The sequence below is a fragment of the Lentilactobacillus sunkii DSM 19904 genome (genome assembly GCF_001435575.1).
GTDB classification, from domain to species: Bacteria; Bacillota; Bacilli; order Lactobacillales; family Lactobacillaceae; genus Lentilactobacillus; species Lentilactobacillus sunkii.
In genome coordinates, this window is sequence record NZ_AZEA01000038.1 from 1 (window position 1) to 13356 (window position 13356).

15 protein-coding genes are annotated in these 13356 nt (G+C 42.9%); 9 read left to right on the forward strand and 6 right to left on the reverse strand.

Annotated features, from left to right (window positions below; translation table 11 throughout):
- The 4 genes from FD17_RS12320 to FD17_RS12335 all read left to right on the forward strand — a co-directional run.
- On the forward strand, positions 1–371 hold a 371-nt coding region (locus FD17_RS12320), incomplete at its 5' end, for a class II aldolase/adducin family protein (protein WP_191983144.1).
- A gap of 531 nt (positions 372–902) precedes the next feature.
- The gene (locus FD17_RS12325) at positions 903–1637 is read left to right on the forward strand and encodes a glycosyltransferase family 2 protein (protein WP_057826479.1); all 735 of its coding nucleotides are present in this window, start codon (positions 903–905) and stop codon (positions 1635–1637) included.
- Positions 1638–1735: 98 nt separating this feature from the next.
- A complete protein-coding gene (locus FD17_RS12330; RefSeq protein WP_057826491.1) occupies positions 1736–3040 on the forward strand; it encodes a D-alanyl-D-alanine carboxypeptidase family protein in 1305 nt (434 codons plus the stop codon).
- Positions 3041–3146: 106 nt separating this feature from the next.
- Positions 3147–3809 carry a YoaK family protein gene (locus FD17_RS12335; protein ID WP_057826480.1) on the forward strand — a complete coding sequence of 221 codons (663 nt, stop codon included), beginning with the start codon at positions 3147–3149 and terminating at the stop codon, positions 3807–3809.
- Here the strand turns inward: FD17_RS12335 and FD17_RS12340 are convergent, their stop codons facing one another.
- Positions 3810–4343, reverse strand: coding sequence for a GNAT family N-acetyltransferase (locus tag FD17_RS12340; protein ID WP_057826481.1), 534 nt, complete (start codon positions 4341–4343; stop codon positions 3810–3812). It lies immediately after the preceding gene.
- A gap of 63 nt (positions 4344–4406) precedes the next feature.
- Here FD17_RS12340 and FD17_RS12345 point away from each other — a divergent pair, with 63 nt between their 5' ends.
- Complete coding sequence (locus FD17_RS12345; RefSeq protein WP_057826492.1) at positions 4407–5552, forward strand: DUF998 domain-containing protein; 1146 nt, start codon at positions 4407–4409, stop codon at positions 5550–5552.
- Positions 5553–5568: 16 nt separating this feature from the next.
- Positions 5569–6201 carry a DNA alkylation repair protein gene (locus tag FD17_RS12350; RefSeq protein WP_057826482.1) on the forward strand — a complete coding sequence of 211 codons (633 nt, stop codon included), beginning with the start codon at positions 5569–5571 and terminating at the stop codon, positions 6199–6201.
- Between the two features lie 62 nt (positions 6202–6263).
- On the opposite strand, the gene FD17_RS12355 is transcribed toward FD17_RS12350, so the two are convergent.
- Positions 6264–6452 carry a hypothetical protein gene (locus FD17_RS12355; protein WP_057826483.1) on the reverse strand — a complete coding sequence of 63 codons (189 nt, stop codon included), beginning with the start codon at positions 6450–6452 and terminating at the stop codon, positions 6264–6266.
- 509 nt (positions 6453–6961) lie between these two features.
- Here FD17_RS12355 and abc-f point away from each other — a divergent pair.
- Together abc-f and FD17_RS12365 are read left to right on the forward strand one after the other, a co-directional pair.
- Positions 6962–8476 carry a ribosomal protection-like ABC-F family protein gene (gene abc-f / locus FD17_RS12360; protein WP_057826484.1) on the forward strand — a complete coding sequence of 505 codons (1515 nt, stop codon included), beginning with the start codon at positions 6962–6964 and terminating at the stop codon, positions 8474–8476.
- A gap of 68 nt (positions 8477–8544) precedes the next feature.
- On the forward strand, positions 8545–9297 hold the full coding sequence (locus tag FD17_RS12365) for an SGNH/GDSL hydrolase family protein (protein ID WP_057826485.1): 753 nt from the start codon (positions 8545–8547) through the stop codon (positions 9295–9297).
- A 56-nt stretch (positions 9298–9353) separates the two neighbouring features.
- Here FD17_RS12365 and FD17_RS12370 read toward each other — a convergent pair whose 3' ends face one another.
- Positions 9354–9902: an RBBP9/YdeN family alpha/beta hydrolase gene (locus FD17_RS12370; RefSeq protein WP_057826486.1), complete on the reverse strand. Its 549-nt coding sequence runs from the start codon at positions 9900–9902 to the stop codon at positions 9354–9356.
- Positions 9903–10102: 200 nt separating this feature from the next.
- Positions 10103–10762: a thiaminase II gene (gene tenA / locus FD17_RS12375; RefSeq protein ID WP_057826487.1), complete on the reverse strand. Its 660-nt coding sequence runs from the start codon at positions 10760–10762 to the stop codon at positions 10103–10105.
- Between the two features lie 168 nt (positions 10763–10930).
- Here tenA and FD17_RS12380 point away from each other — a divergent pair, with 168 nt between their 5' ends.
- A complete protein-coding gene (locus tag FD17_RS12380) occupies positions 10931–11680 on the forward strand; it encodes a glucose 1-dehydrogenase (RefSeq protein ID WP_057826488.1) in 750 nt (249 codons plus the stop codon).
- Between the two features lie 47 nt (positions 11681–11727).
- Here FD17_RS12380 and FD17_RS12385 read toward each other — a convergent pair whose 3' ends face one another.
- On the reverse strand, positions 11728–12558 hold the full coding sequence (locus FD17_RS12385; protein ID WP_057826489.1) for a DNA/RNA non-specific endonuclease: 831 nt from the start codon (positions 12556–12558) through the stop codon (positions 11728–11730).
- 227 nt (positions 12559–12785) lie between these two features.
- Positions 12786–13040: a type II toxin-antitoxin system Phd/YefM family antitoxin gene (locus tag FD17_RS12390; protein ID WP_057826490.1), complete on the reverse strand. Its 255-nt coding sequence runs from the start codon at positions 13038–13040 to the stop codon at positions 12786–12788.
- Positions 13041–13356: the final 316 nt, after the last annotated feature.

Genomic DNA, 13356 nt, shown 5'->3' on the forward strand with positions numbered 1-13356 from the left:
CATTCTATGGCGACATTCCATGTGCCCCAGCTTTGACTAAGAAGCAGATTGAAGAAGCTTATGAATTAAACACTGGTAAAGTCATTGTTGACGAATTTGAACGCCGTGGTGTCGATCCAGATGCTGTGCCGGCTGTATTGGTAAGCCAACACGGACCATTTGCATGGGGCCCAACGGCTGACAAGGCTGTATACAATGCCAAGGTATTGGAAGTTTCAGCAGAAATCAGCTACCACGCATTACAATTAACTCGTGATGAAACTCATGTCCCACAATATCTCTTGGACAAGCATTATTACCGTAAGCACGGTAAGAACGCATACTATGGCCAAAACAACGCCAAGTCAAAGAGCCACGCGGAACACGAATAAATAAGTGTGCGACAAACCCCGGGTGATCCCGGAGTGTAAGGTAGAAAATCCTGTGATGAACTTGTTCATCGCAGGACTTTTTATCTTACACAGTAGGGATCAGGGGTGTCGGAGCATAGCTCAAAGGCCGGAGAGAGCAGTAGATCAAATAACAAACACAAACCCTGGAGTACAATGAAAAGCAGTCAATGATGAACGGTCTTTGTTCATCGTTGACTGCTTTTTCTTGTACAGTAAGGCCCTGGGTCTCCGAGCATAGCTCAAAGGCCGGAGGGAGCAGTACATAAAATAACAACTTCCCCGGAGCACAAGCGAAAGAAGCTAATGATGAACGAACTTTGTTCATCGTTAGCTTCTTTTGTTTGTGTAGCACCAAGTAGGCTAGGCAGGCTTTCAGCCGGCCGTCGGAGCATATCTTAGAAGCAGTTAACAACATACAAAACAAGACCGCATTACTTCCAAAGCCAATCATTTGCCTCTCACCAATTTCCGCCTTATACTCACCAAAAAAGAATGATGGAGGCGACAATCATGGCTGAAAAGCCTTTAATTACAATTTCAATTCCTGCTTATAATCTGGGATCATATCTTGCCAAAACCTTGGATAGCATTTTGAATCAAACGGATCAACAATTTGAAGTGATCCTGGTTGATGATGCATCAACTGATCGGACCCCAACGACAATTGAACAGTATGCTGCGAAGGATAATCGAATTAGAGCCCACTCTTTTCCGTCCCATGAAGGGGTTTCAAAAGCTCGAAATTATGCAATCGATCATGCCAAAGGCGATATTATTGTCTTCGTTGATGGGGATGATCTGCTCGAGCCCGACTACTTACAGGTAATGGCGGAAGGATTATCCGATCCGACAATTGATCTGGTTGCTGTGGGATACAATTGGGGCTGGCGTGGCAGTGGATCCAGTGAAGGCAAGTTCCGTTCAGTATCTAAAACCAACGCCTATGCGTCGATCAACCGGCGTGGTGGTGATTTCGGCGGATACACCTGGAATAAGGGATTTCGGATGTCGATTATCCGTGATCATAATATTCGGTTTGACGAGTCACTGGCGCTTGCCGAAGACTTATTGTTTACGGCTGATTATATTTTTGTGTCCCATAAATTTTTGTTCTACCCAGCTGCCTTATACACCAAAGTCAGCCGTTCTAACAGCATTATTCACTCTGCAACTTGGCAGATGCGCAGTAAAGAACAAACCGTTCGTCAGCATATTGACGACATGGCCCACAAGATGGAGCCGTAAAATTTGTGTAAAGATTGCTCAGAGTCTTTTCATTCCGGGTGGGTTTGGGGTAATATTATTCCATCTGAACAAATCTATTCTCGGAGGTCACTTTGGTTTTGCCAAAATCAGCCAAATCACATCAACGACAACTAAATAGAATTTTCATTGCAATTTTGAGTATTGTTACAGCATTGACACTGAGCAGTACAACAATCAGTGCCAAGAAAGCCAACCAACAGAAATTTGAGGCCAAGGAAGCCTACGTGATGGACGCCAAGACTGGTCAGGTTCTTTATCAAAAGAACGGCAACCACAAGCGCCCAATTGCCAGCCTTTCCAAGCTGATGACTTTGTATTTGACCAAGAAAGCTATTGATAACCACCAAATTTCCTGGGATCAAAAAGTACCAGTGGACGCTGAACTTCGTAAGATGAGTAAAAGTTATGAAGTCGGTGGTTTCCGGATTAAACGTTCCAAAGAATATACTGTTAGAGATTTATATAAGGCCGCATTAATTGCGTCATCCAACTCATCTGCAATTGCCCTTGGAAAGTTGGTTGGCGGCGGGAATAATACTGAATTTGTCAAAATGATGAACCAACAAGCCCGCGCGTGGAATTTAGACGCCACATTTGTCAGCAGTTCCGGCTTGGATAACACCGATTTGAAAAAGTATCATTATCAGGTGCCCCACACAGGTTCAAAGGCTCAAAATATGGTCAGTGCCAAAGCAATTTCAACGGTTGCGGCCAAAGTGCTTGAAGAATTTCCTGGGATTACCAAATGGAGCAAACAACCGTCCATGAAGGTTGGCAGTCAGGTATTGGTGAACTCCAACCGATTGTTGCCAGGCGAGGCTTTTTACCATAAGAGTACCCATGTTGACGGCTTGAAGACCGGCTTTACTGTGAATGCCGGCCTTTGTATCACCGTGACTTACTGGCATGCGGGCCGGCATTTAATTGCGACCATCATTGACAGCGATACGTTATACACCTCAATGAACAAGATGATAAAAGCAGTCAACCAAAAATATTCACCGACTAAAGTTGCTCTCAAATCTCATGTCTTTTCGATTGACGGTCATCGGGTCACTGCAAATCCGGCGGATGCCAACGCGGTCATCTGGCGCCGAAATGGGACAGACAGTTCTCATGTCGTGAACTATGCCAAGACCAAGGCGCAATTGCCGATTACCAAAGGACAGCCGGTTGGAAATGCAATTGTCAAAATTGCTGATAATTCCAGTACTGCAATGGTCCCAATGAATGCGACTGTCAGTGTTGAAAAGAAACCGACGAAATCTGAAAAGACCAAGCATAAAGTTTCAATATTAAAACGGATATTTGGTTTTGTGGGCGGCATCTTCGGGGGAATTTATCATTTATTCGTGGACTTTGTTAAGTTCATGACCCCTTAACTGAGCAGCCAAGTTTGCCGATACATTCCAAGTGTTTTTGATGGTCTCAAAGCCAATCATGACGTACACTAATACGGTGTTACGTTAATGAGAGGGGAGAGACTGTATGGACAAACAACCAATGGAACCGATTGGGCCCTATGAACGGCTACTGAGCGGTTCACTTCTGGTAATGGCAGCCGGTGTGCTGGATTCGTATACCTATATGCAGGATGGCGGAGTTTTTGCTGGCCTTCAGACTGGAAATTTGATTCTGACCGGTTTGAGAATCGGCCGGGGTGACTATGGCAGCATCATCCAAGCACTCGTATCGTTAGTGATGTTTGCGGTGGGCGTAGCGATTATCCGCGTCGTCCAATATCATTATCCTAACGAACGGGCGGTTACCAGAAAACGGGTGACGTTACTATTTGAAATATTGATTATTGTCGTGGTCAGTCTGATCGCCGGCCGAGTATCGATTTTGATTTCTACCGGGTTATTAGCGCTTGCGGCAGCTTCGCAGCTTCAAGAATTCCGGCGAATGAAAAATGGGCCGTTTACACCTTTGATGATGACTGGAAATGTTAGAACGTTGTCGGAGAGCCTCCTGGATTTCGTCGCTCAAGGCGACATGAAGGCATTAAAAAAGGCCGGTGACATCGTAACGATCATCGGTTCCTTCTTCGTTGGAGCGCTGTTAAACGGCTATTTAATTCAATATCTGCATGGCCAAACCATTTTGATTGCCGCTGTGATCTTGTTGGCAACAATCCTGTTCGGTAAATAACTATTCTGATTTTATCTTCGAATATAAAACCATATCATGGAATTCGCCATTGTATAATGCGTATTCCTTCAAAATACCTTCTTGATGGAAGCCACGTCGTTTCGCTACGGCGCGGCTTTTTTGATTCTTGACGTCGGCTAATAATTCCAAACGGTTCAGGCCGAGTTCAGTGAAGGCAATCTGTTCCAGATGTGTCAGGCACAGTGTCATGACTCCCATGCCTTGAAAACGGTCAGCCAGCCAGTAGCCGATTTGAGCCCGCTGGTTGTCGTGACTGAATTCGTGGAGGTCGATCATGCCGGCTGGCTCGTTGTCGACTAAAATAATGGCGAACCAAAAATCACCATGGGCCATCTTCTCAATCCCATATTGTAGGAACTTTTGCTCATCACTTGGTGCCAGCATTGATTTGGCCCAGGGCAGCCACTCACCTAGTCGTTTTCTATTGGCATCGATGAGTTCCAGCATGGCCTCGGCATCGGTCACCGCTGGAAGTTTTAATGAAATACTGTCGTTGACTTTATCAATAAACATAGAATCCCTCCTGATTGAACTGGTACAATTAAGTATAACCTTTTTTGTAGGAGGAAAAGCTTGTTGAATGAAAAAGATGTTTTGGATCTGCCTGAAGATCTTAAAAAACAGTTGGGTGTCAAATCCGGTGCCCAGGTTGAAGTTCACGTTGGGACTGATGAGTTAAAAATTTCTAGAACAAAGCCTATTGAAGCGCGAAAGCGTCGCTGGGGCATGATTATCCTAACAGCTATTATGAGCGCCGTCTTTGTGGGTTACTTTATGGTCCGAAAAATGTATCAGGTTTCTTTGGTCGGCAGTGAATCCGTCGCAACTATGGTGTTAATGCTCACAACACTAAGTGGTTTATTGAGCTTTACAACTGTCTTTATCCAACTTAAACGTCAGTCCGGTTCGGCTGTTGAAGCTGTTTCATGGCGAAATTTGCCCACCGTGGAGCTGGCGTGTACATTAATCAGCTTTATGCTGCTGGCTGGCCTGTTTTGGATAGCGGGCAATCTCTTTAAGGGAGCATCTTTTGATTTGGTGACGTCAACGGCGCTATTTGCCCTGATTACCAGTGTTGAAGTGCTTGCAATTAACAGTATTGTGCCTCAGTTGTCTTCTCGGCTCTTAACAAATATTTTCATTGCCGTGATTGTCAGTGGTGTTATTTTGGCGATGATCAGTAACCAAAACTTATACTGGTGGAAGCATAATCTCAGCTTCTTGGGAACCAATGAGGCGGTGCATTCCTGGGAGTTCAACCTGGCATTAATCTTTGCCGGCTTAATTCTCGTGGCGTTGGTCGACTATTTATTTGCATCGTTAAAGCGGCTGTTTCCCAAAAGCCGTCAATTGCTGGTGCTGAGAATATTGCTGACACTGTTGGCAATCGATTTAGCATTGGTCGGGGTCTTCCCAAATAATGTTCACATGCATCCGCTGCATACTCGGGTGGCCGGCTATTTAATTTTTTTGGTGTTAACACTGATTTTTGCCATCAAATGGCTGTTACCCGATATCTCCAAAGACTTTTTGCATACTTCCTGGATGATTGCCGGTGCATTATTAGTCGGTGAAATCTTATTCCAAGTGGTCGGGTATTTATCGCTGACCGCATTTGAAATTATGGCCTTTTTGTTGGCATTCAGCTGGTTGGTCATGTTGTTTGAACGTCTGAATGATTATCTTGAACCGATTCAAAACCATAAGTACGTGATTAAATAGTCTGCGGGGGATGAAGATGTTTGAAATGAGTCACAATCAGATTAATCAAGCGCCGATGGAAAGCTACATGCGCAATCAATTCCCATTCTTAGGGCTAAAAACGCCACAACGAAAAGCTGAATCCAAAGATTATATCAAGGCCTCCAAGAAATTACCGATGTCGGCCATTTATACTGAGATCGCTGACCTTTATCGCCGTGATGCGCGTGAATACCAGTACGTTGCCATCGACATTGCTTTTGCCAACGTCAAACGATTGTCTTTCGAGGATCTTCAGCGTCTAACTCAATATATTCAAATCAAATCCTGGTGGGATACGGTTGATACTTGGCGCAAAGTCTTTGGAACCTATGTTGTTATTCATCCTGAACAAAAAGAAGATGTGTTTAATTTATTCTATAAACACGACAACTTTTGGATGCGTCGGGTGGCAATTATCTTACAACTCCTTGAAAAAGATACTTTGGACACAAATCTATTGACCAAGGCAATTACTTACGATCTTGATACCGACGAATTTTTCGTTCAAAAAGCGATTGGCTGGGCATTGCGAAATTACAGTAAGTATAATCCCGACTGGGTTCGTCAGTTTGTTGCCAGCCATAACTTATCTAAACTGGCATTCAAAGAGGGAACCAAATATGTATAACAAAAACCCACTTATTTCAGGTTCCCCCGAAACAAGTGGATTTTCTTCTGGCAATCGATAGATTAGTGCTTGGATGCCAAGTGATGATCTGTAAATCTAAATCCCATCAGGACAATAATAGCAGCGACAAGGAATGATAATAAGCCTGGGATCATGTTCGTGAAGCCGGCACTTGCCATGATTGATGCAAGAATTGTACCAAACACTAACGTCAATAAACCAATCAAGGTGATTTTTAAATTTTCATCCATAAGATCGCGCCCCCATACTATTAATTGTTGCAGAATCACAAACAATTCACAGATAACACAATGAACCGATTCGGTTGAGAAAGGTAAATTGTTTGCGCTTTCTTTACAACTTCATTGTAACGTATCCAACCTGAAATTACAGCCTTTTTACAACATTTAAAAGGTTTTATTTCTGAATAAAAATTAAGGCATTCACTTGATACAAATGTTCTGTCAAACTGGACAATATAATTAATTTATGTAAAAATAAATGTATTGAATTCGACATGAAAAGGAAGTGAAGCCCATTGAAGATTGCGAATCGTTAATACAGAATTTGATAATTAATCACTGTTCGGAACAGGGGTTATTCTGTGCGATTTTGCAATTTTAATGGGGATCAGTTTCAGTAGGTGCCTTTGGCCTACATTGGTTTCTCAATAAGTCTCTTCAAAATCGCCTGCGTGCATGCTGCACTGCAGGCTTTTATTGTGCATGGAATCCCCGCCGAACCTGAATGAGGTGAGATCATGGGAACAATTAAAATAACTAATTTGTCGTTTAGATATGACGACATGCAAACAAATATTTTTGACCAATTTAATTTAAATATCGACGAAAGCTGGAAGCTCGGATTGATTGGCCGCAATGGTCGAGGGAAGACGACCTTTCTCAAGATATTGTTGGGGCAGTTGGATTATCAAGGTGAGATTAACACCGATGTCAGCTTTAGGTATTTTCCACAAACAATTCAAGATCCAAGCCAGTTAACTCAGGATGTGCTGCTCAAGATTGCCGGCTTGGACCCTAGTGAACTGTGGAAAATTCAAGTGGAAATGGACAAGCTGCATTTGACGGATGGAGTTCTGAATCGTCCGCTTGAGACATTAAGCCCTGGTGAACGAACCAAGGCGTTATTAGCGGTGATGTTCACGGATGACCGGACCTTTCAGTTGATTGATGAGCCGACCAACCATTTGGATGTTGAAGGTCGTGAAGTGGTTGCGGATTATTTGAAACACAAGCAGGGCTTCATCGTTGTCAGCCACGATCGGCATTTTATCGATCAAGTGATTGACCACGTTCTTTCGATTGATCGAGCGAAGATTCAGTTATTTGCAGGAAATTATGAAACCTGGGCAGCAGAATACGAACGTAAAAATCGATCCGAACTTGAGCAAAAAAGGCATTTGCAACAAGAAATCAGTCGACTAAAAGCCAGTGCGGATAAAACTGAGCGCTGGGCCGACAGTGCAGAAGGTCAGAAAAAGAAAAGTACCAAGAATGACCGGAATGCTTTCATCGACAAAGGTTTTCTCGGTCATAAAGCCACGAAAGTCATGAAGCGTTCTAAAAGTACATTGAAGCGGACTGAGCATGATATTGACGAGAAGCAATCATTGTTGAAAAATGTAGATGTGATTCCACCTTTAACGTTGAATTACGAACGACCATATCAGAACTATCTTCTTCAAGTTGAGGACTTACAAGTCATGAGAAACGGAGAGGTGTTGAATCAGCCACTCAGTTTTAGTTTAAAGCGGGATCAGCGTAAGGTATTGTTTGGACCCAACGGATTGGGGAAAACGACCATTATCAAAGCGATATTGGGGGACGAGCATATAGTTGCCGCGGGAACGATTTCCATGTCCAAAACCATTCGAATCTCATATTTGACACAAAACTTTGAGTTGATGAAAGGGTCAATGCAGGATCATGCCGACCATTTTGGAATTGCGTTGAACGACCTGCTTAACACGTTACGGAAGCTGGGCTTTGAACGTTCTGCATTTACTGAAGACTTGAAGGACTTGAGTATGGGTCAGAAGCGAAAGGTTTCGCTGGCTCGTTCCTTGTGCGAAAGGGCAAATCTGTATATTTGGGATGAGCCGTTGAATTACTTGGATGTGATTACCCGTGGACAGATTCAGGACATGATCTTGAAGTTTCAGCCGACAATGCTTATCATAGATCACGATGAAGACTTTATTGAGGCCGTCAAAACAGCGCCATTGTTGAAAATCAAACGACCAATATCAAAATGATTTTACATCTCGGTCACTTTGTTATATCATGTCTTAGATATTGTTGTGGGAATTTCAAAGGAGTTATAATGCCAAAACACGCAGTTAAGAAACGAACAGTCAAGAAGCATACGGTGCAAAAATCGTTATTACTCAGCCTCGGGGCAATTGTAGTTGCGGGCTTGCTGATGTTTAACATCGGTAAGGTGTCCCAGGGCAACAACAGCCATTCATCGGCTCCTCGCAGCGCAAAGCAAATCAAAAAGGATAAGTTAGCCAAAAAAGTTGCTAAAATCCATTTGACGAAACATGAAAAGAAAGTCGCAAGGAATTACAAGCTGAACAAATTAGAGACTAGAACAGCCTCGAAAACTCATATCACTGCCATCGGTGATTCAGTTATGATTGATGTTAAACCCGATGTTAAGCAGGTTTTCCGTCACAGCGCAGTCAGTGGTTCAGTTGGTCGTCAATTCTATTCATTACCAGGAATTGTCCGTCATTTGAAGGCAACCGGGCACCTGTCCAAGTACATTGTTGTTAACTTGGGAATCAATGGCCCGCCAACTCAACATGATATTAATTCTGTTTTAAAGACAGTCGGTAAAGACCGTCAGATTTTCTGGATTAATACCAGAGTTCCGCGTCATTGGCAGAATACAACCAACCGGATGATCAGTAAAAATGCCAAGAAGCATTCAAATGTTCATTTGGTCAACTGGTACAAAGCCAGCAAAGGTCATAAGAGCTGGTATGCCAGCGATCGGGTCCATTTGGATCTGACCGGTGAGAAGTATTATACTCGGACTTTGGCTAAAAAAGTTTCTGATGTATTAAATTAAATACAATGAAAAATCGTTTCGATTGCCATTTTGATGAGTGGCTTTCGAAACGATTTTTATTTGAGCAATTGTTGGAGTTCTTCAAAAACAACCGGTAATTGTTTATCTTTACCGGTATCGGTGAAATGGTGACCGGACGGCATCAGGACAAACTTGGAATGCAGGTGCCGAGCCAGGGTTAATGTGTATGGATAAGGGACACTGTCGTCATTGATAGCAGAAATCACTGTGACTTTGCGGATCTTTGGAAGAATCTTTGTGTAATCCATTGGATGCTCAGTAAATGGGTCAAGTTCCGGCAGTGTCCAAATCGGTTCGTCAAAACCTGAGACCAGTAAGACATTAACATTGTGAATGCCGTGTTGATTGAGGTAGTGAAGAACTTGGATACAGCCAAGACTGTGACCAATTAAAGTGATGTTGTCCTCAGCTTTGATGTTGGCATCACAGTATTGATCCCACGCGTTTACATCTGGATGATCAGAGTCGGGGAAGTTGAGCTTTTTGAATGGGATATTTAATTTGGATTCGACCTTGTCTTCCAGCCAGGGAAACCAGTGGTCATTTGCGTTGGACGTGTAGCCGTGGAACATGTAGATGGGCATTGTTTGGGGCTCCTTTTTGACGGATTGGGGTGCTTATGTGTTTTGATTTTATATTGTTGAGCTGCGCTTTACTGTTATCTAGCCAAAACGTGCTTCGACGGGCTTGATGCTAACTTCTAAGGGTACTTTGACCAAAACCCAAGTTCAGGGTTTTAGTCAAAGCACCCTTAGAAACCGCATCACCCAGCCCTTGTCGCACTCTACCACATTTCATGCCTATACGCCATTTCCCAGAAATGCAGTTCGAAAAAGCTGCTTCTTAGGAATGCCGTTTGCATTTTTTCCTGTTCCTGCGCATCGGCTTCTTCGCCTAATTTATCGACAATTTCGATCATTCTTGCCGTGGCGTTTGTGAACGCTTTGCTGTCGTATGTTTCGATGAATTGCTGGTAGACCTTGATTGGTGAGCCCGCCTCGATCAAGCGTTTACCGATTTCGTTGTACAGCCAGTAACATGGTAATAAAGCCGCAGCGGCTCTTGCTGGCGTTCCTTCGTTGAGTTCGTGATACATATGGGTTACATAACTATATGCATTTGGGGCAATTTCTGTTTGATCGATCTCTTGTTGGGTGATGTTTAATTCTTTAAAAAATTCAATTCGAACTTCTTTTTCGCTGTCATTAAAACCTTTGGCACCATCATAAAGGAATCGTTTGATGTCGGGATCATCCATCTGGTCGGCAATCTTACCATGAAGATCCGCAAAGTTTTGAAGGTAATAACGGTCCTGCTTCAAATAATAACGGAAAGTCTGTTGAGGCAATGAGCCTGCAGAAAGCTGCTTGATGAAGGGATGGTTGAAGCTTGATTCCCACAATGGTTGGGATTGTTTACGCATCGTTTCAGTAATTTTTGCCATTAGTTATAACTCCTCGTATACAGTTAGGGACATGTTTTAGAATATTCTACCATGATTAGTATTTGAGAACGAATTCAATTTATATGTGAATTTATGAGCAAAAAAAGATTGATAATGAAAACGGTCTCATGTAAACTAAAAAGGTATCAATAACTGAAGGGAGAGATTATGATGGATCGTTTGAAAGACAAAGTTGCAATTATTACAGGCGGGGTTGCCGGAATCGGGCTTGGCATCGCGGAGTGCTATGTACGAGAGGGCGCGAAAGTGGTTCTGACTGCCAACCATAACGTTGAAGGCGGCAAGAAGGCCGTTGAAAGATTTGGTGAAGACAAAGCTTTATTCGTTCAGCAGGATGTTGCTGACGAAAAAGCATGGCAGGAAACAACTCAAAAAGCCATCGACAAATTTGGAAAAGTTGACATTGTTGTTAACAATGCCGGTATCGGCGGAACAAATGGGCCGTTGGAAGATTTGAGCTTGGAAGATTGGCAGCAGGTCATTGACGTCAACTTAACCGGAACCTTCCTTGGTGAAAAATATGGAATTAAGGCTATGAAGAAATATAGCGGTGGTAAAGGCTCAATCATTAACATTTCATCAGTTGCCGGTTTGGTCGGATTGCCTCTTAGTCCTGCATATTCCGCAAGTAAAGGTGGTAGTCGGCTGTTGACTCATGCAACCGCACTGGCATTGGCGCAGGAGAAACTTGATATCCGCGTCAACAATGTCCATCCGGGTTGGATCGCAACCGATATTGTTCCAAAAGGCTATGAGGAAGCTCTTACTAAAACAATTCCAGTTGGCCACATGGGTGAACCGATTGATATCGGTGAAATCTGTGTCTATCTTGGCAGCGATGAATCGAAGTTTGCCAATGGGGCTGATTTCGTTATTGATGGCGCCCAACGAGCTTAATAATTGATATGAAAAAAGATCCGCATTTGCGGGTCTTTTTGTTATTTCTAAGGCTCAGGGACCTTCATGTTCCGATCGACGTGAGATCTTCCTGTCGCATAGTCAAACTGAATGTTCGGTTGGAGGTTGAATAAATAGACATTGAAGTTCAATGACCGGTTGGTTGAAATCGCCTCCAGATGAATGCCCCGTGCCATTAATTCATTTCCCCGGAAAATTGGCTTGGCGAAAAAGATGACTTTATTGCCACGGCGCAGTGATTCGCGGATTTTGCTTTCAAATATTGTTTGAACCCGCTGATTAGAGAAACTGGTTTGGGTGAATAAATTTTTGGGATTGTTCTGGTCACCAGAGATATCGTTTGGATGATAGACGCCACTTGTGCTGATGCCACCAGAAATTGAGTAGGCAATTAAATGTCCCCGGTTGATAATTGGTTGACCATCCATAAATTTTTGATGCCAGGCAGTTGGCTCAATGTACTGGCGTACCCGGTTTTCATCGGAAACGACATTACGGGGTTCCAGGTAGGCGAGGTTTCCTGCGCTGGTTCGATTAAAGTTATCCAGATCAGAATAAATTACCTTATTGGTTTTCCATGAATTTGGATCTAATTTGGCCTTGTTATGATTCACAAAAACATAACTGGGGTCACCGGAGTGGTAATCCAATTTTGCTAGTTGATCGGTGGCAACACTTTTATTGGTGTGGAAAACAGAGTGGGAAATATTGTTGACGAAAGCAGTTAAACTAGTCGATGGTTGGCCAACTCCCAGCCACATCCCTGCAAGAATAACGATGGCAGCTGTAATTGTCTTTAACCAGGTACTTTTCTTTTTTCGCCGATATGTCTTGTGGTACTTTTTATGTTGACTCATGGTTGGGCCTCGATTCTATATGTAAACCTGCCTTCAAACATACCAGAAAAGCATGTCTGAAGGCAAGCTTGTTGGGAAAGTATGCACATTACCAAGTAGGCTAGGAAGGCATACGCCTGCCTAGCCGCGCATTTTGCCGGGGAAAGCAAAGATGACTTGCAGCCATCATTAGGTATATACGCAAAAAGAGTTGGTTCGTTTTTATATTCGGTGAAAAAGTTGAAACTTTATAAATCATTCAAGTGAATTTGTGTAGTTTGGTGATTTTTTGCTTGATTGATGGAACGATCAAGATGTTTTCGATTGGCGGAGTTTCCCAAAACGTATAGGTTTTCTTTCAGGCACTCATATTCTTTTTCGCTTATTATTACAATATTTGGTTTGTGTTGTCTGGTAACTGTGAGCCTACGTGATTGGTCAACGACATTATCGAAATATTTCACCATATTCCTTTGGAAATCAGTGATATTGATTTTTTCCATTTTGAATTTCGCTCCTTGTCGTAAAGGTTAATCATATCAACGTGCACGGTCAGAAGTCATCTTAGTAAGGATTCCATTACTCAGAATTTTTCAAACCGTTAAGTCTATAATATTTTGTTGAAACGTGATCTTCAACCTTACCTATGAGGTTTAATCCAATAAAAGGAGTATTGATGCAAAACCCGCATCAACACTCCTTATTAAATAAATGCTCCGACGGCCATGAAATGCCTAGTAGCTAACCGGCTTGGTTCGCACTCTGGTTAAGTTTTCCTGCTACATAGACGAAACAGACTAAGCTTATGATGAATTAAAA

Coding starts and splice junctions, on each gene's coding strand:
- FD17_RS12325 (WP_057826479.1), top strand. CDS start 903: ATGGCTGAAAAGCCTTTAATTACAATTTCAATTCCTGCTTATAATCTG.
- FD17_RS12335 (WP_057826480.1), top strand. CDS start 3,147: ATGGACAAACAACCAATGGAACCGATTGGGCCCTATGAACGGCTACTG.
- FD17_RS12340 (WP_057826481.1), bottom strand. CDS start 4,343: ATGTTTATTGATAAAGTCAACGACAGTATTTCATTAAAACTTCCAGCG.
- FD17_RS12350 (WP_057826482.1), top strand. CDS start 5,569: ATGTTTGAAATGAGTCACAATCAGATTAATCAAGCGCCGATGGAAAGC.
- FD17_RS12355 (WP_057826483.1), bottom strand. CDS start 6,452: ATGGATGAAAATTTAAAAATCACCTTGATTGGTTTATTGACGTTAGTG.
- abc-f (WP_057826484.1), top strand. CDS start 6,962: ATGGGAACAATTAAAATAACTAATTTGTCGTTTAGATATGACGACATG.
- FD17_RS12365 (WP_057826485.1), top strand. CDS start 8,545: ATGCCAAAACACGCAGTTAAGAAACGAACAGTCAAGAAGCATACGGTG.
- FD17_RS12370 (WP_057826486.1), bottom strand. CDS start 9,902: ATGCCCATCTACATGTTCCACGGCTACACGTCCAACGCAAATGACCAC.
- tenA (WP_057826487.1), bottom strand. CDS start 10,762: ATGGCAAAAATTACTGAAACGATGCGTAAACAATCCCAACCATTGTGG.
- FD17_RS12380 (WP_057826488.1), top strand. CDS start 10,931: ATGATGGATCGTTTGAAAGACAAAGTTGCAATTATTACAGGCGGGGTT.
- FD17_RS12385 (WP_057826489.1), bottom strand. CDS start 12,558: ATGAGTCAACATAAAAAGTACCACAAGACATATCGGCGAAAAAAGAAA.
- FD17_RS12390 (WP_057826490.1), bottom strand. CDS start 13,040: ATGGAAAAAATCAATATCACTGATTTCCAAAGGAATATGGTGAAATAT.